The following is a 21,598-nucleotide window of genomic DNA, read 5'->3' as shown; positions in this document are numbered from 1 at the left end:
TGCTGCAGCGGTCATATGTGCGGATGTATGGGTCTACCCATTGAACCGCCGTTATGCGGGAACTGCTGGGATAAGCTCTTTGCAAGAATGGAGGAACAGAGCCGTGATAACCAAGCCATTAACAAAACGCCAGGCTGAGACACTGGAACTTATAAAAGGCTTCATCGATCAGAAAGGATACGCGCCTTCAGTTTCTGAGGTGGTCGATCTTCTGAAAATAAAGTCACGTTCAACTGCGCATTCCCTAGTCAAGCAATTAGTGAATAAAGGGTACCTGGTGAAGACTGATAATGAGGTCCGGACGCTGCGGGTTGTAGGGCAGAAGGATAGTGACTCTCTCGAGTCAAACGAGGTATTGCGTGCTGAAAATGCTAGGCTGCGGCAGGAGAATATGGAGCTGCGGAAAAAGCTGGCTGGCTGTGAAAATTAATATGCAAAGACCCCCATTACCTTGGCCGGGACGGGGGTCCAATCTCTTACCTTCATTCGAATTATACCACGAGTGAGGGGATTATCATGGGGAAAAGCGACAAATTAGCAATCCAACTGGCTTTTGACATCCTCCCGATCGACGAAACAGAGACCCGTCGCCGGGTGGAGGAATATCTGGAGACGGTTCGTGTGTATCGGCAGATCGGCTTTGTGCGGCGGCAAGCGGCACTCACGGCCAGTCCGGAACCACGGTACCATGGATCGACTAATGCGATCAGCCGGACGACGGAGAATATAGCGATATGGAATACGGATAGGGAGGCAGAGCTAAATAGGCAGTCTAAGCTGCTGGATCTGGCTATGGGGCGGCTTAAGAAGGCTGAACGAGAGATTATACAGCTTCGTTACTTAGAACATGAAGATGAGTATGATTCGATACTTTGTGGGGAGCTGGGGATGAGTGAGCGGAAGTATCGGCGGGTGAAGTCAAGAGCGATTTATATATTGGCGTGCGCACTAGGTCTGGAGGTACTAATAGATAGTATTACCATGATAAAATAAGCTGTTCGTGGCTATATCTATAAATAGATGTTTTGTTATAATTGGTAGGATAATTAACAAGTTAGGAGTTTATTCAATGAGTCCTATTATTGATATTTCAGATTGGAAATATGAAAAAAAATTAAACGCATCGGGATCAAAAGAAAAACGATGGTATAGAAACCCACAAAATGATCGCCTTTATTTATTTAAACTCCCAATATCATTAACGAGTGACTCATGGATAAACATTAAAGAATCGAGTGGTGAGATGAGGTCGGAAAAAATCGCCTCCGAAATAGGAAGTATATTAGGACTTAACACTCACAATGTGGAAATAGCCTCATTAAAGGTAGATACAGAAATTATTGATGATTATGATCTCAAAGTTGAAAAAATTAGAGATGATAAAATTTATGGTGCATTATGTTGTTCATTTTTAGAAGATAACGAAAGTTTGATTGAAGGTGCTGATATGATTATGGATTTTGATCACACCTATGATAGAAAGAAATTAAGAGGTGAGTATGAAATCTATTCTTACGATCTTTTAATGAATGTCTTTTCAAAATACGGATTTTTAGATGATCTTAAAAAAATGATTATTTTTGATACTTTGATAGGCAATACTGATCGTCATCAGGATAATTTCGGAATCATAAGAAATGAAGTGGATAAACGAATCCGATTTGCTCCATTCTATGATAACTCTTCAAGCTTAGGAAGAGAGTTGACGGAAAGTAGAATTCTATTATTAGCCAAAGATACTCAGGCCTTTAATGCATATATACATGGAAAAAAAGCAAGTTCATTGATTCGATGGGGGAATCTTGAAAAAAATGAGAAACTCAATGCGTTTGTGTTTTTTAAAAAAGTAATGGAGATATCACCTGAGTTGATAAAATATCATAAGATGCTTTATCAACTTACTGACAGTAAAATAGATAAATTGATATTTGAAATTCCTTCAGTTATGACTGAGGTACAACAACTATTTGTTTCTAAAGTTTTAAAAATACGACGTGATATTTTATTGAAGGAGTTCTTAAAATATGAATCAAATTAATAAGTTGTTGATTAACTGGAAAGGACCGAAAACAAAAAGTAATTATGCTGTTGGGCAACTTTTAAAAGTTGAAGGGAGATATATCTTTCAATATAACAAGAAAGTTGTAAATGAAGCAGCAAGTGAGGGGTTTTCACTCTTTGTAGGCTTTAGCGACATTGATGTAGCCTATGAAAGTGACAAATTATTCTCAATTTTTGAGAGAAGAATTCCTGATGAAAATAGAAGTGATTTCAAAAGGTTTTTGGAAGCATTTAAAGATGAATTGACAGATGATCTACAATGGGATTATCTGAGATATATGAAGGGCAACCTAGCAACAGATTCGATTTCGTTCATTACGCCTGTCATCTTTGAAAAGGAAACTGGGTTACTTTATTTAGTGTGTGAGATTGCGGGATGGTCTATCACCAAAAATAACTTAATTGACTACGAAGTTGATAAAGAGATCGAAATGGTTATTGATAATAATAATCCCAAAGACAAAGAAGCAATTGAATTATTTTATCATGACAAAGATACTCGAATGACCATTGGGTATGTTCCAAAACCTTTTAATGAATTGTTTTATAGATTTATAAAAAATGGGCTTCCAATTGTTACAAAAATTTTTTATAAGAAGCATAAAGACAATCGTCCACTAATCATTATTAGATCCAATTCAAAAATGACTGCTGATATAATTAGACAAGAAAAAGATCTTCAATATATGGTCTTTATCTGCGAGCGTAGTATGTGACTATTGATTGACCGCATTTTGGCCGACTTTTGACCGCACAATGGCCGTTCATTAGCGTTTGAACATGTTATATTTGTACTGTGGAAATCAGGCGAGAGTGAAACGCACGGCTGCTGTGATGCAGCACAGCCGGGGCGTACCTCCTCTCGCATTTTCTATTTGGAATAGTGATCCACAATGAGTCCTAGTATTAATCCAAGAGGAACAACAATTGCTATCCGGATCAATGCTTTTTTAAAAGTTTCTCGAAACATATGGCTTCCTCAGATTTTTTTTTACAGTATAATCCACTTTGTGGCATCTGAGTATGAAAGAGTTAGAGATTTTGAGGATTTTAGAGTCAGCATACCAAGAGAGGGCGAAAATCGTCTCTGGAGCCTTTGACTCTCATTTCATTGGGTTAGTAAAATGGTCTTGTTCTCCTCTGTAACAAAGTTCGTAAAGATTTTAAGCAAAGAGCGTAGCGCATTTGCTGCGGATGCGGAGCGGACGCAATTCTTTAAAAGCGTTTGAATTTTTCTTTAATCGTCATTTTATCACGTAAAAACGTACATATCACAGTCGAAGTCGCTCATTATTGGGCGGCTTTTTTATATTGGGGGAATTATTTTGAAGAAGAAGCAGAGGTTAAAAGACCCGCCCCGTCAGCCAGCTAAGTGCAAGGGCTGTATATGGGGCAGATGGGAAGGAACTGCACAGTTTTGTGGCAGAGTAAAATGTAAGAAGGGAAAATCTTCCTAGATGTCGAATATTGATGTAAAAAGGGAGCCATTCCTGTAATGAATTAAATTGAGGTTTGAAAGAAAAAAGCGCCAACTGTATACTGGGAAACGTTCCGTCCAAAGAACAAATTCCAGCGCAGGAGGCACTCAACATGAAGTATAAACAATCGAAGAAACAGAATCAACGGATTACACGAATTTCTGACAAGACCCTTGTCGTAGGCGCAGACATTGCTAAAGAAACCCACGTGGCCCGTGCCATCGACTTTCGGGGGATTGAACTGGGAAAGGACTGTGTGTTCTCTAATACCCGTACCGGGCTGGAACAACTGGTTCAGTGGATGAAGGAGCTTCAGCAGGAGTATGCCAAGAGTGACGTCCTCTTTGGCATTGAGCCTACCGGACACTACTGGTTTAATCTGGCCGAATACTTGGGACAGCAAGGGATTCCTTTGGTCATCGTCAATCCGCATCATGTACACAAAAGTAAATAACTGGAAGACAACTCACCGACGAAAAACGACTATAAGGATGCAAAAGTCATTGCCGATTTAGTGCGTAACGGGAAGTACAGCGAACCGAAACTGCCGACGAACCTCTATGCAGATCTGCGGATTCTCATGAATCTTCGCGAGAAAATCATGGTGAACCTCGGGCAGGTACAAAGACGAATGCAGAACTGGCAGGATCGCTTTTTTCCGGAGTATACAGAGGTCTTTAAAGACTGGGAGGGGAAAGCCTCTCTTATTACGCTAAGCGAGTTTCCAACGCCAGCAGAGATCGTAGCGCTCGGTACAGAGGCCATTGTGAAGCGATGGAAGAAAGACGTGAAGCGCGCCGTAGGGACGAAACGAGCAGAGCAACTGGTCGAAACTGCAAGAAGATCCATCGGGCTTACCGAAGGGCTTCCTGCAGCCAAAATAGAGATTAAAACGCTTCTGGAGCAGTACGAAATGTTTGCCAGACAACTCGAAGAGATTCTGCTCGAGGTGGAACGTCTACTTGCACAAATTCCGGGAACGAAGGAGATGCTCACTGTGCCGGGTGTGGCCGTAGTCACCTTGGCGGGGTTCCTTGCAGAAGTGGGGGACCTAAGCGGTTACGAGCATGGACAGCAGATTATTCGGCTAGCCGGACTGAATCTCAAAGAAAACAGTTCAGGAAAGAAAAAAGGCAAGTCCAGCATTACCAAACGTGGACGCGCAAGGCTAAGAGCCCTGCTGTTCCGGGCGGTCATGCCCATGGTGGCAAAAAATACCGAGTTTAAGGCACTGCACCAGTACTTTACGACAAGAAGTCAAAATCCATTGAAGAAAAAGCAGTCCCTGGTGGCGTTATGCGGAAAACTCATCCGTGTGCTGCATACGCTCGGAACCAAGCGAATTTCGTACGATGCAAACGACGTGTTAGGACCGGTACGTCAGGCCCAGCTACAAATGGCAGCTTAAAAAAACCAAACTCATTTTGCTCATTAAAGTAGGAATCACCAAAGACAAAAGAAGCACGGAGCAGCCGCAGGAATCAATTCCATAAGGGCAACGACCCTGTAAAGGAGCAAGAAACGGCGTCCACCTCTTGAGAGGCAGAACGAAGGAATGTAAGGGCAACGACCCCGCGTGACATGGGAGGGTAAGCCGTCAAGAGTTAGGTGTGGATATCCAAAGTGCGATTACAGAATGTATCTTTGGGTTGGGGATAACTCCCCCACTCTCTATTCCTGCCACCGGCTCTTCCAGAAAATAATGTCATCCTTACATGACTATTCCAACTCTCAATCTGTCAATGAATGAAAACCTGAGAACGAGTGAGCAAACAAGAGAAAATATTAATTTATAGTGGGAGGGTTATATATGTCGATTAATAAAACCGTAGAAAAACATCTTCGATACCTTTCATTACGAAAAGATGCTTTTGAAAAAACGAAACACTTTTTTCATAGTTTATGTGATGCCTACAATACTCAACTGTTGCTTCTAAGTAATGAATTTCCGGAGTCTATTGTAAAGCCGGATATCAACAAAGTTAAATCATCGTATAACTTCAAGATTAATGGTAACAGTTACAATTTGGGTCTTCTTGATGGGGCAGTAATGATTAAGGAACCTGAAGATATTTCTGAAGATTATAAAAATACAGAGCCAGTAGAAGCAATTGTGTCTGATAAACATATAAGCCGCTATATTTCGGGATGCATCGTCCTGACGATGCAAATTGAAAGCCGACATGCAACAGTGTTACGGATTTTTGTAAATGGTAATAACGAAATAGCTTTTGAATATGCAATGGGCTGGAAAAAGAATTTATCTTTTTCAGAAATCCCAACAAAAGCAGAGGTGATTGACGAACTATTCGTCCAACCAATCCACTCAAGCCTAATGGAGATTAGAGAAACATGGTCTCCTTTGGGAGATATAAAGATTTTCGATGATTTGAATTCTTTAAATCCAAACAATAATACGATTGGATTCTTATAGCACCTTCGGGTGCTTTTTTTATGCTCAAAAACAGCCTTCTGTGAGCCGTTCTCAAGAGTTCTATGCAAGAACGTATGTTTGTGCGGCGAAGGGTGGAAAAGAGCAGGGCGGGCTGATTCTGTTGGTCTGTGTCAGAATCTGTGCCTGCCCAAAGATGAGAAACCAACTCAACTCAAATAGCCTTATTTCACAAATTCAATGATATTTTCGTACGAGATAAAATTGAACATTTACATCACCTCTTTCATAGTATGTAGCAGTTGATAAAGAGAGGTGGTTACTGATGGAAATACCAATAACAGGTTTTGTTATGCATTCCGATGATTCCGATTCCAAACATTCGCACAAACTTTTTATTAATTCGTGGGATGGAAGACCAGTTAATGTTCATGTTCATCCTTTTAAAGGGAATACCTCGGTTGATGTTGGGCATTACCACCATTACGCTGGAGTAACAGAACCAGCTCCAAGCGGTGTTCCGCATGTTCATAATTATTATGCAGAAACATCATTTAACGATCAACATACGCACTTAATTAGGGGAAATACAGGACCAGCAATTCCCTTGACAGGTGGTGGGCATTACCATCACTTTGAAGGGTTTACAACAATAAACGGTAGAATTCCTCACGCCCATAGGTACAGTGGAAATACTGGAGATGAGAAAGAGTACCGATATTAATCAATTTGAAAAACTCATCCCCATACAAATATACCTTTAACTAATACCAATTGTCCTTTTCGTACTTTGGGGTTGTAATGCTTAAGGACTCAGCCACAGGTGAAGATTCGACTCTTATGAATACATCGAACAATTTAAATTCTATTGTACAATGACGAGCTGCTACTGGCTCGTCTTTTCTTGTTGGGAGGGGCTGACGCTTAGATGACAACCTGAATGGGAGCATTAATTTAGAAGGCACTAAAAAATAAGGAGGTCATTTATGTGGAAATCAGAATCATAGCAATCGAGCAGCTCAATGCAGCAGCCTATAACCCCCGCGTAGACCTTCAGCCCGGAGATCCCGAGTACGAGAAGCTCCGGCGCAGCCTAGACGAATTCGGCTATGTTGACCCAATCGTGTGGAACGAACAGACCGGCAACATGGTCGGTGGCCACCAGCGTTATAAGGTACTGGTGAATGAGCAGGGCTGCACGGAGCTGGTCGTATCTGTGGTTAACCTGGACCCGGAGCGGGAGCGGCTGCTTAATCTGGCTCTGAACAAGGTGTCTGGCCGATGGGACGACGAAGCGCTGGCGCAGCTGCTTGGTGAGCTGCAGGAGGGCGGGGCGGATCTGGCTTTGTCCGGATTTGAGCCAGACGAGATCGGGGAACTGCTTGCAGAGTTTGTAGATATTCCGGATATTGAGATTAATCAGTCAGTGGTTGAAGATGGCTTTGACATCCAGCGCACTCTGGACGAGATCAAAGAGCCGGAGACGCGCCGTGGTGATGTGTGGCAGCTTGGCCGGCATATCCTAATGTGTGGTGACACTACGAATGTGGAGGATGTTTCCCGGCTTATGGAAGGGGTAAAGGCGGATCTAGTTGTGACGGACCCTCCATATAATGTAGCGGTACAAAGTGACTCGGCCCGCCTAGCTGAATCGGGTACCAGTTCCATAATGAACGACGATATGCCCGCAGATGAGTTTGCGGGCTTTTTGAATGCTGTTTTCCAGAACTATGTGACAGTAATGCAGCCTACAGCGGCCATATATATTTTCCATCCGGCGTTCTATCAGAGGGATTTCGAGAATGCGATGAATGCTGCAGGTATAGTACGTAGAACTCAGTGTATTTGGGTCAAAAATTCTGCGAGTTTCGGATGGTCGCAATATAGATTTCAACATGAGCCAGTATTTTATGCTCATATCAAAGGGAAGTCGCCTACCTGGTATGGAGATCGGACTCAGACTACTATTTGGGATGTCTCTCGTGGGGATGTTTCGAAGTATGTTCACCCGACACAGAAACCATTGGAATTGCTGGCCATTCCGATCTTGAACAGCAGCCAGCGACAGGATATTGTGGTCGATCTATTCGGCGGCAGCGGCTCCACCATGATGACCTGTGATCAGCTTGATCGCTCTTGCAGGACAATGGAGCTTGATCCGGTGTTTTGTGATGTGATCAAAATGCGGTACCAGGCGGCGACCGGCACAGAGCCGCTGCTGCTTCATCGTGCTGAACCCGTTGCATAATTAAAAGGAGGACGCGCAAACGTCCTCCCAATCATCCAGGGTATCCCCCGGCTGAGACAGCGGCGCGCCACGCGTGGCATTTCAGAGAATCCGCTGTCTCGTTTCCAAATATACACGGAAGCCGAGGGGAACGCAATGGGAACAAAAGATGAACTTTTATTGCAACATGAGCTCGAAGTCATGGCCGGTATCCTCGAAAGCAAGGCGCAGTATCGCAAAATTGTTAAGGCTGGCATAGCCAAGTGGGTCAAAGACTTTCAGGACGGCCTCATTGAGATCAAGACTGTGGATGATCTGAAGAAGCTGATTGAGATAGATATTGAGTTGCAGAAGGAAGAGTTATGAACTCGAAAGATGAACATCAAAAAGGGACCATTAACGGTCCCTTTTTGATGTGATGATGAGTTGAAATTATATATTTATTCCTTAAACACCTTGGGGCAAGTGCTCCCCCTTGGTGTGGGTCAGTTGCTCAATAACTGATCCACATGAAAACAATCTCTACTCCCATGAATTTCACGGAAAAGTAAATGTTTTTCATGTGCCACTCTCCTATTTAATTTTAACAACGATAAATTATATGCAAGCCTTTCAAAAAGATTACTAAGTCGGGGGTGGTGACATGTAGCATGGCCAGAGAACGCAGTCCCGAGCGGGACAAGGCAAAACAGATGTGGCTGGAGCGCAGCGGGGAGATGAAGCTTAAAGACATCGCCGCTGCTCTTTCTATAGGTGAGAGCAAGGTGCGAAAATGGAAGTCGCTGGACCATTGGCAGGACGATCTCAAAGGGAACGTTCCACTTGAATCCAAAGGGAGCGCTCCACATAATCGGGGTGCTCCCAAAGGGAACGTTAACGCTATAGGAAATCGCGGGGGTGCTCCACCCGGCAATCAAAACGCTAAAGGTAACAGCGGCGGTGCCGGTGGGCCGCCTGGCAATAAGAAGGCAGTCACCACCGGAGAGCATGAAACGATCTGGATGGACACTCTCACTGAAGCCGAGCAACTGCTCATTGAACAGGTGGACACTGATCCTGTCATTCAGGCGAATGAGTCTCTTTACCTTCTGACGATACGGGAACGTCGTATGATGCAGCGGATCAGGGCACTCATGGACGGGCTGTCCGAAAAAGAGCGCAGCGTACTGTCTGAGCTTAAGGCGATTAAGGATGCAATGACAGTACATGATGAGAAAACGGGTATCACCAAAACAGTTCCGATCATTAAGACAGAGATGGTCGAATCCCGGATCGAAGAGAAAGAGTTTAGGAAATTGGACGACATCGTGAAGCTGGAAGAAGCTCTTACTCGAATCCAGGACAAGAAGATTCGGGCTATAGAGCTCAAGAACCGGCTGACCGATGAAGAGAAGCAGATTCGCATCGAGACGATGCAGTATGAGCTTCAGATGCTCCGAGGTGGCGGCAGGGAAGATGTTGAGGACGATGGCTTCATGGATGCGCTGAAAGGCATGGCTGCAGGAGTGTGGAACAATGACGAAGCTTAAACTCAAGCCACCGGCCTTCAAATGGGCACCATTCTCGGACAAGCAGCTGAAGGTTATGACCTGGTGGATGCCGGAAAGCCCGCACCATGATAAGGACGCCATTATCTGTGATGGTTCGGTCCGGGCCGGCAAGACGGTCTGTATGTCTTTCTCCTATATTGCCTGGGCGATGGACACCTTCCGAGGCGAGCAGTTCGGCATGTCGGGTAAAACCATCGGCGCGCTCCGACGCAACGTGGTCGGGCCGCTTAAGCGAATGTTGGCCAGCCGGGGGTACCACGTTCATGACAATCGATCTGAAAATGTACTGACCGTTACCCGGGGGCTTAACAGCAACCGGTTTTTCTTGTTTGGTGGTCGAGATGAGAGCTCGCAGGACCTGATCGCCGGGATCACGCTGGCCGGTATGTTTTTCGATGAGGTTGCCTTGATGCCGAAGTCCTTCGTTGACCAGGCGACTGCCCGATGTTCCGTAGATGGTGCCAAGCTCTGGTTCAACTGCAACCCGGCAGGGCCGTATCACTGGTTCAAAAAGGAATGGCTGGGCCAGCTGCAGAAGAAGCACGCGCTGCACCTGCACTTCACGATGGAGGACAACCTGTCTCTCTCCGAACGAGTGCGGGAGCGGTACCGGCGTATGTACAGTGGGATCTTCTTTCAGCGGTACATCCTGGGGCTGTGGGTCATGGCCGAGGGAGTAATCTTCTCCAAGTTCAATGATGCGGTCCATAAGAAGGCGCGGGGCTGGTTCCCGGCCAAGTTTGACCGTAAGTTCATTTGTATCGACTACGGGGCAAACAACCCGACGGCATTTCTGAAATACGGGGTCCGAGGGAACGTCTATTACGAGCTGGATGAGTATTATCACAACATCCGGCATGCGGGTGAGAAAACGAATGGCGAATATGCCGATGATCTGGAAGCTTTTCTTGATGGCGATGAGTATGCAATCTTCATCGACCCGTCAGCAAAGGCTTTTATTATTGAGTTACAGAAACGGGGTATTGTAAACATCCGGGCCGCCGTGAATACGGTGCTGGATGGGATTCAAACGGTATCCAACCGGTTCCAGAATAATGAATTATATATTTGCGCTGACAACACCAATTCCCTCCAGGAGTTGGTGTCTTACGTTTGGGATGAAAAAGCCGCTGAACGTGGCGAGGACAAGCCCATTAAGCAAAACGACCATACCTGTGACGCACGCCGGTACGGTATCCATACGGATTACCTGCTGCAGCGTGTGAAGCAGCGCAAAAAGGAAAGAGAGGAGCGATCTGATCATGATGTGGGGTGGATGTAAGCCATGAGCGGTGAGGCACAGTGGTTCCAGATATCAAAAGCAGAGGACCGGCATATCCCTTCCAGCGCGCAGTTGCCAGATAGCTTTGAAAACCTCTACGATCATCACGGGCTGCTTCCGTTTCCGCCAGGCAACGACCCTGCTTCCTGCAAACTGCTGGTCAAGAATAGTAGTATCATTCCGCAGTGTATTGAAGCCTATCGTCGTAACATCTCTGGTTATGGGATTGCTTTAGAATATATTCCTGGCGAGAGTGACCAAACGGCCTTGGATGAATGGAACAGAGCGGACAAGTTTCTGGAGACCTGTAACTTGGAAGATACGCCGGAGGAAATCATTAGCTCTCTGATCGATGATCTGGAGAGCAGTGGCATGGCTAACGTGGAAGTGGCTTGGCCAACAGGCAGCGAGTTTCCAACGCTCTACCGCATGAATCCGAAGTTTGTTCGCTGCACACGGGAAACCGATAAGGCGACCATCAAGCGTAAACGGCGGATTCGTTCCACGAAGCAGATCGAAGAGTTCTCTCAGGACATCTATGCTAGGCGCTTTGCAATGAAGCGAGGGCAGTCTGTGGTGTGGTTCCGGTTATTCGGGACCGAGGGTGAAGGGAATCAGATTATTCCGCTAAAGCTGGGGAATGACGGCCCATATGGGGAGCCGCGTTGGTTTGGGAATGCGCCGGGGGTGGTCGGCAGCCGGGAGGCAGAGGAGCTGAACGTTTCCTACTTCTCTAATGGCCGCATGCTGTCCATGCTGCTGACGGTGACCAATGGCCGGCTGACCAAGCAATCCATGGAGCTGCTACGAAATGTTAAGGGGGCGCAGTCGCAGGGTGGCATTCTCTACCTGGAAGCGATCGGGGAGGAGACCGGCGGGCCGCTGGATGAGAAAGTCGAGAAGGTGGCCATCAAGCTGGACAAGCTGAATGATCTACTGCAGCAGGATGCGCTCTTTCTCGATTATGGCAAAGAGAAGAAGGCCGATATCCTCTCTGCGTTCCGGCTGCCGCCCATTCTGGTGGGCCAGAGCTCCGATTATAACCGAGCAACGGCGCAGGCGGCGCTACAGTTTGCTGAAGAGCAGGTGTTTGAGCCTTACCGAAAATGGATTATGGACGAAATCTTTAACAAGCGTCTGTTTCCAGCCATGGGGATATTCCGGGTGCGGGCGACCCTGCGGGGGCCGCGCATCATCGATCCGGAGAACCGCAAGGCGCTGCTGGACTTTATCGCTGATCGTGGCATTATGCTGGTGCGGGATCTGATCCCGATTGCCGAGGAAGTGCTGGATACCACGATTGATGAGTCCAAGTACACCGAGGAATATCTGGACACTCCGATCGCGCAACTGGTCAACAGCCAACCTGCATTAACCGTGCCTGAGCCTGACACTGATGCCGACGACCTGCAGGAGCGGGTGGCCACCATTGCCAAGCGTCTGCTGCGGCGGAGTCATGAGGAGGCTACTGGTCATGTGTGAGGAATGCTGGGAGCTTATTGCAAAGGCTGACGACACTGAGTTTTTGGACAGCCTGGAGCTAACACACGCTGAACGTAAAGTGTTGGAAGAACTGTACAAGCAGGGCGAGGACAGAATTATTGAGATTCTGGATCTACAGGGCAAGGCGCTACACGATGCTATTCTGGAACTCAGTGATGAGCTGCTGATTGAAATTGGCGAGTTGGGCAAGGTGCTGGTATTGGTGCAAACCGGAGAGCTGTTCACCGTCCAATTCGAGCAGGCGGTGTATGATGCTTTTCAGCCGCTTTATCATCTGGCTGGCGAAACGGAACTGGTCGCGCTCGATCCCGACAAAGTGTGGTCTGTTGAAAACAAGGCCGCTTCCCGATTTGCCAAGAAGCTGAAAAAGCTTGTTCCGGACATGAACGGGACCAGCAAAGATGTAATGACTCGCGCCTTCCAGAAGGCGATTAAGGAAGGTAAGACACCTTCAGAACGGGCGCTGCTTGTACGAGAGATCAGTGCTGCCGCTGCCAAGGGTGACGCTGGCCCTTTTGACATGGAGCGGTCCATTACCGTTTCGCGGACGATGAGCACAGCAGCGGCCAATGGAGGAAAGGTGGAGGGCTGGAAGCAGTCTGAGGTTGTCACCGGTAAGAAGTGGCGCTCTTCAAAGGGCGACCGAACCCGGAAGACACACAGAAAGGCTGACGGGCAGGTGCAGCCGCTGGATAAGCCCTTTGTTGTTGGGAAGAGCAAGCTGATGTTTCCTGGCGATCCCACTGGACGGAAGGAGGAGATTATTCGCTGCCGTTGTACGATGCAGTCTGTGATGGATTAAAGAAAGTTGAGAGGTATTATTTTGTATGAAGAATAATAGAAGACTGAGTAAATATATAAATAGACCGATGATGATCATTAAGCTCCCTTGGGCAGAATAGCCACAAAAATGTTGACAATTAATACACTAATGGTATCATATACCATCTAGTGTCGACATATGAACTTGGGAGGTATGTGTGTGCAACAGGAACTGGCAATTGCGAACAAGGTCGCGTGGGAAACCAAAGCGTACCAAGCTTGGGTTCAAAGGTATGGAACACCAGATGAACTTGCGGTAGAACTTCAGCGAGAACACAAGCATCATCTGCGTTATTGGTTAAAGTATATTGGTGATCTATCGGGTAAACGAATTATTAATCTCCTTGGATCGCACGGTCGAAAAGCAATTTCGTTAGCATTGTTAGGTGCTGATGTTACCGTGGTGGACATATCAGAAGAAAATCGGTTGTATGCGATGCAGACTGCCTCTGCCGCGGGTGTGAAACTCAACTATATCTGTTCTGACGTTTTAAATATCCCGAACGAAGAGATACTAGGCGAATTTGACATCGTATTGATGGAGTTTGGAGTTATGCATTATTTTACAGACCTTAGTTCAATTTTCTCTGTGGTTCATCGCAGGCTAGGAAAAAATGGTCGGTTTATCTTGACTGACTTCCATCCTTTCGCCCGTGCATGGATGAACACATACAACTTAAAACAGCCAACTGGTAATTATTTTGACGATAGTATAAAAGAAGAAGAAGTTGCTTTTGCTAAGCTACTACCTGAAGAGGAACGCTCTGGATTGGGTAAGACTTTAGTACGAAGTTGGACAATTGGTGAGATTTTAACTGCAATTGGAACCATGGGGTTATATATACGGACATTTGAAGAAATACCAAGTCAGACAGATCCGAGGTTTCCAGAGTTCTACACTCTAATTGCCGATAAGATTGATACTGAATTAACTTCACTACATCCCTGACTATGGAAGACCCTCAATGTTAAACGGGAACGATAGTTAAAAAAAGCGGTAGTCTAGGACAATTTTTGTCCATGATTGCCGCTGTTTCTATTATTAGGCACAGTCTATTATTTATTTTACGATGTTTGACGCCATGACAATTCAAAATCCACAATGAGTCATCAATAATAACTGCTTTTTTATTGAAAGGAGGTGAGAACAGAAAATGAGTTATAAACTGAAAGATGCCAAAATCACGCACATCTCCCTGGTAGACAAAGGAGCCAACGGCGTACCGTTTGCCATCATCAAGGCTCAAAAAGCTAACAAAGCCGGCGCCATCCAGAAGCAGGTCCAGATCGCCAAGATTGATGATGACAAGCGGATCGTTAAAGGCGTGGTGTACCAGCCGGATGTGGCGGAATCACATGACGATCAAATGGATGAAGTCGAGATCGAGAAAGCAGCTCATCTCTTTATGGAGAAACAGCACACCTACAACATCGATAAGCAGCACGATCTCGAAGCTGACAAGGGCTTTGTCATTGAGTCTTACATCGCTCCTTGCGACATGACGCTCGGTGACCAGCAGATTGTCAAGGGCTCCTGGGTGGCAGCTGTGAAAGTGACGGACGACGACACTTGGGAGGCCATCAAGAAAGGCGAGATAACCGGCTTCTCCATGTGGGGTGTAGGCAAGCGGGAAGAGATCGAAGAGGAAGAGGAGGTATCCAAGGGAATCTTGAGCCGAATAGCCAAAGCGCTGGGCCTGATCGAGAAAGGTGCTGTCGCTGACAAATACCATAAGAACCGGAAGAACCGAGAATTTTGGGCGGCGCAGGATGCCCTCAACTCGGTTCTTTTTAATTGGGACACTTGGCAGAGTGGCATGGAGACAGATCCGGAGACCATCCGGGAGGCGCTGCAGGACTTTGTTGATATTGCCGAGGATGTGCTGACCAAGGAAGACATCGTGAAAGCAATCGGCACGCCACCGGAGCAGATTGCGAAGGCCGGCAAGAAGATTTCCGCCGGGAACCTGAAACATGTGGACGATGCTATTGCCGCGCTGACAGAACTGAAAAACAAAACGGCTCCTGTAGAACAAGAGCCCGAGGGGGAAGACGATTTGAAAGCTGAAGATATTGCCAAGGCTGTTACGGCCGCAATGGCTCCGATCGCTAAGCAGGTGGAAGGCCTGACGGCAGAGATTGCGGAGCTGAAGAAAGAGGAAGGTGTCGAAGGTGACCAGCCTGCAGGTGGTGCTGCTCCGGCTGCGACCGCAGAAGAGACTGCAATTACTGATGCCATTGCGAAAGCCTTGGCACCGCTGAGCGAGCAGATGCAGACGCTGGCAACAGATGTGCAGTTGGTGAAAAACAGCCGCGGTGCATCTGCCCAAGGAGACGAGCAAGAAGAAATCAGCAAATCAGAAGGCGCCGTAAGTTTCGGACGCTTTCTGTAAATTGAAGGGGGAATGCAGATCATGAGAACCAATGGCAACATCGCAAGAACCAGTATTCAGAAATCTACCATTGTGACCACAATGGATCAAAATGCCCTGACTTATGAGGAAGTGGAGGCCTTCACGGATATGGCGTATGAAGCCAACGGATTCCTTAAAGGTATCCGTCATGAGAACCGGAAGAGCTCGAAAGGGACCATCGACAAAGTCGGTGTGCGGGGCCGGAACATGCGCGGTAAAAAAGAGAATATCATGGCAACCAACACGCCAGGGCTGACCTTTCCGCAGATTCCGTATTCGGTAGAACCAGTGGTGCTGCCTTTCGACATCACTGAGGAGTTTATCCGTCAGACACAGCGGGTTCGTGGCCAAAACGCTGAGGAAATCATCATGCGCAACATGGCCAACAACTACGGCGAGAATATGCAGGACATTGCCTTCAATGGGGATACGAATACACCCGATACAGACCCGGATTATGAGTTCCTGACGATCAATGACGGCTGGCTGAAGCTAGCCAGAACAACAGGGCATTATCTGGATTGGAGCACACTTTCGGCGAAAGAGAAAACTGGGGTTTTGTTTGAGGTAGAGCGGGCGATCCCGACCCGGTACAGAGCCGGCGGCGTGTTTAAATATTTCATGCATCCTAACACCTTCAGCGAACGTCTTCAGATGTTGGCCGAGAAAGACACAAGCGCATCGATTCAGCTGCAGATCTTGGGCGGTGTGAAGAAGATCAATGCTTATGATGTCGAAGAGGTCTGGAGTATGCCGGAAGGCGCGATCCTCTTTACGTATCAGCCGAACTTTGCCATGGTCCACACCTACGATATGCAGATCCGTAAAACGACTGAAGGTAAGGAGGCAATCTGGACGGATAAGCGCTTCTATGCGATTCATTCCGACTTTGATGCCATCTTTGAAGAACCGCAGGCTCTGGCTTATGTGGAAGGGGTGGAATTCTAATGCCATACGTAACCTACCGAGGCAAGAACGCCTCTTTGCGGCTTTATAGTATTCGGTTCGAGCCAGCTAAACTGGTGCTTGTGGAAGATTCGGTTGTGTTGGAAAAACTGCGTGATCATCCTGATTTTGAGGTGAAAGTGGAGAAGCTCATCCCTCTGGAAGACTTATCGGTCGTGCAACTGAAGGATAAAGCCAAGGCTGCAGGCATCGAGGGATTTGCTGACCTTAAGAAGCCGGAACTGATCGCCGCTTTGAAGGCGCTGGAAGGCGGCGGTGTGCCGTATGCTGACAACGACACTCCTTAAGAACCGCAGCCGTGTCAGCGCCGTGCAGGAGGCGACAGCGGAGCATCTGGATCAATATATTGACGATGCTCTGACGCGCATCAAGCTGTATCTGCCTGTCCCCTTCCCGGCGGTGGCGGACAAGCAGCTTATGCTTGCCTGGGTGAAACTGGCGGAGTCGCTGGCCCTGCAGGACAGCGAGGAATACCTGGCTTCGGTTGCCCGTGGGTATTCAGCGGAGAGTGATGGTGCCTGGACATACACCCGGCAGGCAGTTGAAGGGAAGACCACAGGCAATGCTGATGTGGACTCTATCCTCTTCCTGTGGGTCAAGAAGCAGCAGTCCGGGCCGGATGATGGGAACATCACGGCCTATTTGTTATGAATCACCGCGTGAATACCCCGCTGGCGGTGTACCGGGTCGGCCGCCAGAATGATGCGGATGATTTGTTCAGCGATCGGAAGGCCGGAAAGGTTGCAGATCTGAAGTGTTTTGTTGTTAAGACGCAGACTGATGCCAAGGCAGAATCCACTCCCGTCATATACATCATCAAGAAGACAATTGGTGTTCCGAAGACAGCAGATGTTCGAATTAGTGACGAAGTGTTGCTGTTCGGACGTAGGTATCTGGTGATTGACTCCAACCCGCGCCGTTACTGGCGTGAATTATTGGTGACTTGCGAGGTGAAGGGTAGTGATCATTCATGATTTCGACGGCCTAGCCAAGAAGTTCAAGCGGCTGAGTGACGAGGGCGTCAATCAGATTCTCCGAAACATTGCTGAGGCCGTGGGTGAGACGCTGCTGAACCTGGTCATTGATGAAATCGGTAAGCAGGACCTCATCGACACCGGCTTAATGTGGAATTCCTTTACCCGCGGCGAAAGCGGCAATGTGTGGGAATGGGATGTAGACCGGAACGCCATCTCACTGGAGGTCGGCTCTAGCTTGGGAACGAGCAGCAGTGATCCCGGTAAGGCCGGCTATCCACGTATGATCAATGACGGCTACACCATTCATAAAGCTCACTTTGTACCAGGCTATTGGGCAACAAACGGAACGTTTGTGCATGATCCTAGCGCAAAGACGGGATTTATGGCCAGACCCAGAACGTTTATCGGGCGCCATTATTTTGATATTGCAGTCAAAGAGTTGGAGGGCGGCATGAATGCTTTAATCACAAAACGCCTGGAGAAAGAGTTGGGGAGGATGCTTTCATGATGGATGTGGGATTGAAAGCCTGGGCTGAGATTGTGCAGCAGGTCTATCCGGATCTTCCAATTCTCCGGGATCGCTCCCGCTGGCTGGCGGGGCAGTTTGATCGCCCCAGCGTGTTCATCGAGACGGATCTGGTGTCCGATAAGGCTCATACGCCGAGGGCTGACCGGATCATTGAGGATGTGGGCCTGGTTTTCCACTACGATATGCAACGGGTCGACGATCAGGATCAGGGAGAGCCGGTTCCGTTTGACCTGTCTCCGTTCTTCCTTTATCTCCGACAGCAGCGGTTTTGTGTGGCGTCACAGCGTTTTGGTATCATGCTGGTCATTGAGGCGCCGCGAACGAGGCCGCTGAAGGACCGGACGGAAGTCACCTTCCGATATTCGTACCTGTTGCATGTTCCTAAGCCAGCCGTGGAGAAGATCAACACTTTTTATACTCAATTTAATGGAAAGGAGCTGTGATAAATGGCAGAGGATTTAAACAAACGGAATAAACAGGAATGGATTGAGAGCGCAGCGGTCATGAAGGCAGAGCCTTTTGAGATTGCTGGCGCTCTTTTTGATTGCCCATCCAATGCGCTGCTCTCACAGGGAGAGGTGGTACAGCCGTTGGATGCTTACTTACGTCCAGCACAGGCTGAAACGCCTGTAGTTGTCAAAGCACAGGCACAGGCACAGGTAAAGAAAACGAAGGAGGAAACGATCAATGTCGATACAAAGGAATAGACCAGGCGCTTATGTGGAGCTGCAGGCGATCGCTAAATCGCGTGTCCAGTCCGTCTCCGGGCGTGTGCTTATTCCATGTCAGGCTGAATGGGGCGCTCCCAATAAAGCCGTTGATATGGCGGACCGGTCGGAACGCTTGAAGGAAACGGGTTTGCAAGTGGATGAACTGGAGCTGGCTGCAGAGAGCGGTGCGACCGTAATTGGGTACCGGGTAACCAATGGCAACGAGAAGGCGGCAGCTGTTGCTGTCGAGGACAGCTATACAATTGAAGCCCGTTACCCAGGAACGCGTGGAAATGATTTTGAGTATATGGTGCGTGCTGCTTTGGTGGATGCGGCCAAGAAAGAAATCGTCATCCGGGACAGCAAAGGTATCTATGACACAGAGACGTTTTTGGTGACTGATAAGGCCGAAGCGGTTGAGACATTGAAAAAGTCCAATATGGTCCGACTTAAAGATACCGGGGCTACGGCGCTGGCCGATGTAGCCTATACCAAGTTGATCGGCGGAACCACCGGTACCGCAGCCATTACGGCAGCAAACTGGAGCAGCGTGTTTAACCGGATTGACGGTCTGATGTTTGATGTCGTGTATCTGCCTTCCCCTGACGCTGCGGTGCAGGCCGCTGCAAAGCAATGGCTGCTGGACCGCCGGAACAAGGCTCGCAAGCTGGCACAACTGGTTATCGCTGGTGCTGCAGCATCGGATAGCGATATTGAGGCTCACAATGCGCGCAGCCGTGCAGCAAATGCCCGCTTTATCATAAATTGCTCCTTAGCCGGTGAGCACACCAACGGCAAAATCTATACGTCCCTGCAATGGGCGGCTTGGGTGGCGGGGTTGGCAGCTGGCACACCGGCGAATAAGTCCTTTACTGGTGTAAAGGTGCCAATGACCGAGGCAAAGGTGGATTGGAGCCATAGTGAGGTTCTTAAAGGGCTGTCCGAAGGAACACTTATGGCAACACGTGATGGATATGACTACATTATTGAGTCGGCTGTCAACACATTGACCACGCTGGGAGCCGGTGAGCGGGAGGACTTCGGGAAAATCCGAGTGTCTATGACGATTGATCAGGTCCTCAACGACATTTACGCTGCTGGCAAGAAGAACAAGGCTAAGCTGGATAATGATCCAGAAGGCCGCGGCTTGTTTATCGCGGCAGTGGTGGGATACCTTAAAATCCGCGCCGAACAAAAGGCGATTGGTTCCGAGTTCACCTTTACCGAACATCCGACAAAGACCAGTGACATGGATTATGCTTACTTTTCTTTGTCAGCCAAACCACTGGACGCGATTGAAATCTTTAATATTGATTGGGAGGTGGCGTAATAAATGGAACGCGAACTGATTGGTCGTAACCTCTCCGTCCAGGATGATCTTGGCGATCCGCTTATGACGGTGAAGGAAGTCGAAGTGATGCTGAAGCCAGAGACGCTGGATATTATCCGGGCACGGAAAATGTCTAAGACGAAGCAGATCGTTGGTTATGAAATCACCGTGAAGCTGGTCATGTCTAAGTTGGAATCCCGACTCCGGTATCGGCTGCTGGATGATTTCAAAGCCGGGAAAACGATGTTCCTTGACCGAATCACTGGATCCCTTGAGGACCGGCAGACGGGTAACGTTGAGCGCGTGATGATCTCCGGTATTCATATTCACGATGAGATGGATATCCTGGTTGCCAAAATCGACGAAAACAACGGTATTGACATTACCCTTTCTGGGACCGCTAACGATTTTGACTTTATTGAAAAATTCCCGGATTACATGGTTTAAAGGATGGGCGACCGTCCCTTTTCTTCATCTAAAACAAAAACAAAATTTAAAATATGCGGAGGTTTAAACAATGAGCGACAAATTACAGAAATACTTGGCCAAAGGTAAAGAGGGCCGTAAAGACGACACGATTACAATCCCGGTAGATGGCGAAGAGTGGTCTGTCCGCCGCTTGACCACTATTGAGGTCCGCCGCTCTTACGAGCTTGCCTATGATGACAATGGCAATCCTAAAGAGTCCTACAATGAGATTGATGTCATGATCGTCAAGGCTACGGAGCATGAATTTGATTGGAACAATGCGGAGCTGCTGAAAGCATTCAAATGCATCAGCAAATTTGAGCTTCCACCGCGCTTGTTTGACAACCCCGCTGATTATTCGGAGCTCAGCAAGGCCGTGAACAAGTTTCAGGAGACAAAAGACGAGCTGCTGAAACAAGCAAAAAACTTATTAAGCAAGACGGAGAAGCAAGCTGGGTAGCCTCCTTCTGGATTAACCAGAAGCGGCTGCCGGCAGAACTGCTGCCGTATGAGGTAGACAAGCAGCGGCAGTATTTTTTCTGTCTTGCCGCGGGAATGATCGCGGAAGAAGAAGCCAAGCGCCTGGCCAACAAAAAATAGGCGGGATGGAGGTGAATAACAATAGCAACTACATCAAAAGTAACGGTTCCGTTTGAAGCGCGGGATCTGATTTCCGGCGCTGTCCGGAATATGCGTACTGCCTTGCGCGGAGCTACTAATGATCTTTTAGACTTCCGCCGCGCCTCCGGACAGATGGGTGATAACTTAATATCTGATCTCAGACGTTCTCGGAGCGCGGCGGATGATTTGGGTAGTCGTATCGGTGGTGCTGCAGATGAAACACGCAGGCAAGGCCGGGTGAATGTTGACGACATCTTCCGGCATGCTC

Annotated in this window: 24 protein-coding genes and 1 pseudogene; all 25 read left to right on the top strand. The window is 47.8% G+C overall.

The features are described 5' to 3' along the window. The first annotated feature begins 103 nt into the window (after window positions 1-103). Window positions 104-430, top strand: a complete 327-nt coding sequence (locus B9T62_RS14935; protein WP_157685622.1) for a LexA family protein — start codon at window positions 104-106, stop codon at window positions 428-430. Window positions 431-516: 86 nt separating this feature from the next. Continuing rightward, the gene (locus tag B9T62_RS14930) at window positions 517-993 is read left to right on the top strand and encodes an ArpU family phage packaging/lysis transcriptional regulator (RefSeq protein ID WP_087915983.1); all 477 of its coding nucleotides are present in this window, start codon (window positions 517-519) and stop codon (window positions 991-993) included. Between the two features lie 76 nt (window positions 994-1,069). Beyond that, complete coding sequence (locus tag B9T62_RS14925; RefSeq protein WP_087915982.1) at window positions 1,070-2,038, top strand: HipA domain-containing protein; 969 nt, start codon at window positions 1,070-1,072, stop codon at window positions 2,036-2,038. Then, entirely contained in the window at window positions 2,025-2,777 is a 753-nt protein-coding gene (locus B9T62_RS14920; RefSeq protein WP_087915981.1) for an HIRAN domain-containing protein, read from the top strand. The genes B9T62_RS14925 and B9T62_RS14920 overlap by 14 nt, the downstream gene beginning before the upstream one ends. Window positions 2,778-3,651: 874 nt before the next feature. Then, a pseudogene (locus B9T62_RS14915) lies at window positions 3,652-4,947 on the top strand (IS110 family RNA-guided transposase). 402 nt (window positions 4,948-5,349) lie between these two features. After that, the gene (locus B9T62_RS14910) at window positions 5,350-5,973 is read left to right on the top strand and encodes a hypothetical protein (protein WP_087915980.1); all 624 of its coding nucleotides are present in this window, start codon (window positions 5,350-5,352) and stop codon (window positions 5,971-5,973) included. A 283-nt stretch (window positions 5,974-6,256) separates the two neighbouring features. Further along, the gene (locus tag B9T62_RS14905; RefSeq protein WP_087915979.1) at window positions 6,257-6,655 is read left to right on the top strand and encodes a YmaF family protein; all 399 of its coding nucleotides are present in this window, start codon (window positions 6,257-6,259) and stop codon (window positions 6,653-6,655) included. Window positions 6,656-6,919: 264 nt separating this feature from the next. Next, complete coding sequence (locus tag B9T62_RS14900) at window positions 6,920-8,179, top strand: site-specific DNA-methyltransferase (protein WP_087915978.1); 1,260 nt, start codon at window positions 6,920-6,922, stop codon at window positions 8,177-8,179. A 135-nt stretch (window positions 8,180-8,314) separates the two neighbouring features. Beyond that, on the top strand, window positions 8,315-8,524 hold the full coding sequence (locus B9T62_RS14895) for a hypothetical protein (RefSeq protein ID WP_087915977.1): 210 nt from the start codon (window positions 8,315-8,317) through the stop codon (window positions 8,522-8,524). Between the two features lie 284 nt (window positions 8,525-8,808). Then, complete coding sequence (gene terS / locus B9T62_RS14890; RefSeq protein WP_087915976.1) at window positions 8,809-9,687, top strand: phage terminase small subunit; 879 nt, start codon at window positions 8,809-8,811, stop codon at window positions 9,685-9,687. Further along, entirely contained in the window at window positions 9,674-10,990 is a 1,317-nt protein-coding gene (locus B9T62_RS14885) for a PBSX family phage terminase large subunit (RefSeq protein ID WP_087915975.1), read from the top strand. Before terS ends, B9T62_RS14885 begins: the two co-directional genes overlap by 14 nt. Window positions 10,991-10,993: 3 nt before the next feature. Next, window positions 10,994-12,472 carry a phage portal protein gene (locus tag B9T62_RS14880; RefSeq protein WP_087915974.1) on the top strand — a complete coding sequence of 493 codons (1,479 nt, stop codon included), beginning with the start codon at window positions 10,994-10,996 and terminating at the stop codon, window positions 12,470-12,472. Then, a complete protein-coding gene (locus tag B9T62_RS14875) occupies window positions 12,465-13,295 on the top strand; it encodes a phage minor head protein (protein ID WP_087915973.1) in 831 nt (276 codons plus the stop codon). Before B9T62_RS14880 ends, B9T62_RS14875 begins: the two co-directional genes overlap by 8 nt. A 180-nt stretch (window positions 13,296-13,475) precedes the next feature. Then, the gene (locus B9T62_RS14870) at window positions 13,476-14,264 is read left to right on the top strand and encodes a class I SAM-dependent methyltransferase (RefSeq protein WP_157685621.1); all 789 of its coding nucleotides are present in this window, start codon (window positions 13,476-13,478) and stop codon (window positions 14,262-14,264) included. Between the two features lie 205 nt (window positions 14,265-14,469). Further along, window positions 14,470-15,708: an XkdF-like putative serine protease domain-containing protein gene (locus B9T62_RS14865; protein WP_087915971.1), complete on the top strand. Its 1,239-nt coding sequence runs from the start codon at window positions 14,470-14,472 to the stop codon at window positions 15,706-15,708. 21 nt (window positions 15,709-15,729) lie between these two features. Further along, window positions 15,730-16,677 carry a major capsid protein gene (locus B9T62_RS14860; RefSeq protein WP_087915970.1) on the top strand — a complete coding sequence of 316 codons (948 nt, stop codon included), beginning with the start codon at window positions 15,730-15,732 and terminating at the stop codon, window positions 16,675-16,677. Beyond that, the gene (locus tag B9T62_RS14855) at window positions 16,677-16,982 is read left to right on the top strand and encodes a Rho termination factor N-terminal domain-containing protein (RefSeq protein ID WP_087915969.1); all 306 of its coding nucleotides are present in this window, start codon (window positions 16,677-16,679) and stop codon (window positions 16,980-16,982) included. The genes B9T62_RS14860 and B9T62_RS14855 overlap by 1 nt, the downstream gene beginning before the upstream one ends. Next, the gene (locus B9T62_RS14850) at window positions 16,960-17,346 is read left to right on the top strand and encodes a head-tail connector protein (protein ID WP_087915968.1); all 387 of its coding nucleotides are present in this window, start codon (window positions 16,960-16,962) and stop codon (window positions 17,344-17,346) included. Before B9T62_RS14855 ends, B9T62_RS14850 begins: the two co-directional genes overlap by 23 nt. Next, a complete protein-coding gene (locus B9T62_RS14845; protein ID WP_087915967.1) occupies window positions 17,343-17,669 on the top strand; it encodes a hypothetical protein in 327 nt (108 codons plus the stop codon). The genes B9T62_RS14850 and B9T62_RS14845 overlap by 4 nt, the downstream gene beginning before the upstream one ends. Further along, window positions 17,656-18,180: an HK97 gp10 family phage protein gene (locus B9T62_RS14840; RefSeq protein WP_087915966.1), complete on the top strand. Its 525-nt coding sequence runs from the start codon at window positions 17,656-17,658 to the stop codon at window positions 18,178-18,180. The genes B9T62_RS14845 and B9T62_RS14840 overlap by 14 nt, the downstream gene beginning before the upstream one ends. Then, complete coding sequence (locus tag B9T62_RS14835) at window positions 18,177-18,644, top strand: hypothetical protein (protein WP_087915965.1); 468 nt, start codon at window positions 18,177-18,179, stop codon at window positions 18,642-18,644. Before B9T62_RS14840 ends, B9T62_RS14835 begins: the two co-directional genes overlap by 4 nt. A gap of 3 nt (window positions 18,645-18,647) precedes the next feature. Continuing rightward, window positions 18,648-18,908 carry a hypothetical protein gene (locus B9T62_RS14830; protein WP_087915964.1) on the top strand — a complete coding sequence of 87 codons (261 nt, stop codon included), beginning with the start codon at window positions 18,648-18,650 and terminating at the stop codon, window positions 18,906-18,908. Further along, the gene (locus tag B9T62_RS14825; RefSeq protein WP_087915963.1) at window positions 18,889-20,241 is read left to right on the top strand and encodes a phage tail sheath subtilisin-like domain-containing protein; all 1,353 of its coding nucleotides are present in this window, start codon (window positions 18,889-18,891) and stop codon (window positions 20,239-20,241) included. The genes B9T62_RS14830 and B9T62_RS14825 overlap by 20 nt, the downstream gene beginning before the upstream one ends. Window positions 20,242-20,244: 3 nt before the next feature. Further along, window positions 20,245-20,688, top strand: a complete 444-nt coding sequence (locus tag B9T62_RS14820; RefSeq protein WP_087915962.1) for a phage tail tube protein — start codon at window positions 20,245-20,247, stop codon at window positions 20,686-20,688. A gap of 70 nt (window positions 20,689-20,758) precedes the next feature. Then, window positions 20,759-21,169, top strand: a complete 411-nt coding sequence (locus tag B9T62_RS14815) for a hypothetical protein (RefSeq protein WP_087915961.1) — start codon at window positions 20,759-20,761, stop codon at window positions 21,167-21,169. Window positions 21,170-21,598 lie beyond the last annotated feature (429 nt).

The organism is Paenibacillus donghaensis (assembly GCF_002192415.1).
GTDB classification, from domain to species: Bacteria; Bacillota; Bacilli; order Paenibacillales; family Paenibacillaceae; genus Paenibacillus_AQ; species Paenibacillus_AQ donghaensis.
Note: the sequence above shows the minus strand (reverse complement) of the source record. Positions and strands in the feature narration are given on the sequence as shown.

Bases quoted from the DNA above. Each gene is read 5' to 3' on its own strand.
- B9T62_RS14930 (WP_087915983.1), top strand. From the start codon at position 517: ATGGGGAAAAGCGACAAATTAGCAATCCAACTGGCTTTTGACATCCTC.
- B9T62_RS14925 (WP_087915982.1), top strand. From the start codon at position 1,070: ATGAGTCCTATTATTGATATTTCAGATTGGAAATATGAAAAAAAATTA.
- B9T62_RS14920 (WP_087915981.1), top strand. From the start codon at position 2,025: ATGAATCAAATTAATAAGTTGTTGATTAACTGGAAAGGACCGAAAACA.
- B9T62_RS14910 (WP_087915980.1), top strand. From the start codon at position 5,350: ATGTCGATTAATAAAACCGTAGAAAAACATCTTCGATACCTTTCATTA.
- B9T62_RS14905 (WP_087915979.1), top strand. From the start codon at position 6,257: ATGGAAATACCAATAACAGGTTTTGTTATGCATTCCGATGATTCCGAT.
- B9T62_RS14895 (WP_087915977.1), top strand. From the start codon at position 8,315: ATGGGAACAAAAGATGAACTTTTATTGCAACATGAGCTCGAAGTCATG.
- terS (WP_087915976.1), top strand. From the start codon at position 8,809: ATGGCCAGAGAACGCAGTCCCGAGCGGGACAAGGCAAAACAGATGTGG.
- B9T62_RS14885 (WP_087915975.1), top strand. From the start codon at position 9,674: ATGACGAAGCTTAAACTCAAGCCACCGGCCTTCAAATGGGCACCATTC.
- B9T62_RS14880 (WP_087915974.1), top strand. From the start codon at position 10,994: ATGAGCGGTGAGGCACAGTGGTTCCAGATATCAAAAGCAGAGGACCGG.
- B9T62_RS14875 (WP_087915973.1), top strand. From the start codon at position 12,465: ATGTGTGAGGAATGCTGGGAGCTTATTGCAAAGGCTGACGACACTGAG.
- B9T62_RS14865 (WP_087915971.1), top strand. From the start codon at position 14,470: ATGAGTTATAAACTGAAAGATGCCAAAATCACGCACATCTCCCTGGTA.
- B9T62_RS14860 (WP_087915970.1), top strand. From the start codon at position 15,730: ATGAGAACCAATGGCAACATCGCAAGAACCAGTATTCAGAAATCTACC.
- B9T62_RS14855 (WP_087915969.1), top strand. From the start codon at position 16,677: ATGCCATACGTAACCTACCGAGGCAAGAACGCCTCTTTGCGGCTTTAT.
- B9T62_RS14850 (WP_087915968.1), top strand. From the start codon at position 16,960: ATGCTGACAACGACACTCCTTAAGAACCGCAGCCGTGTCAGCGCCGTG.
- B9T62_RS14845 (WP_087915967.1), top strand. From the start codon at position 17,343: ATGAATCACCGCGTGAATACCCCGCTGGCGGTGTACCGGGTCGGCCGC.
- B9T62_RS14835 (WP_087915965.1), top strand. From the start codon at position 18,177: ATGATGGATGTGGGATTGAAAGCCTGGGCTGAGATTGTGCAGCAGGTC.
- B9T62_RS14830 (WP_087915964.1), top strand. From the start codon at position 18,648: ATGGCAGAGGATTTAAACAAACGGAATAAACAGGAATGGATTGAGAGC.
- B9T62_RS14825 (WP_087915963.1), top strand. From the start codon at position 18,889: ATGTCGATACAAAGGAATAGACCAGGCGCTTATGTGGAGCTGCAGGCG.
- B9T62_RS14820 (WP_087915962.1), top strand. From the start codon at position 20,245: ATGGAACGCGAACTGATTGGTCGTAACCTCTCCGTCCAGGATGATCTT.
- B9T62_RS14815 (WP_087915961.1), top strand. From the start codon at position 20,759: ATGAGCGACAAATTACAGAAATACTTGGCCAAAGGTAAAGAGGGCCGT.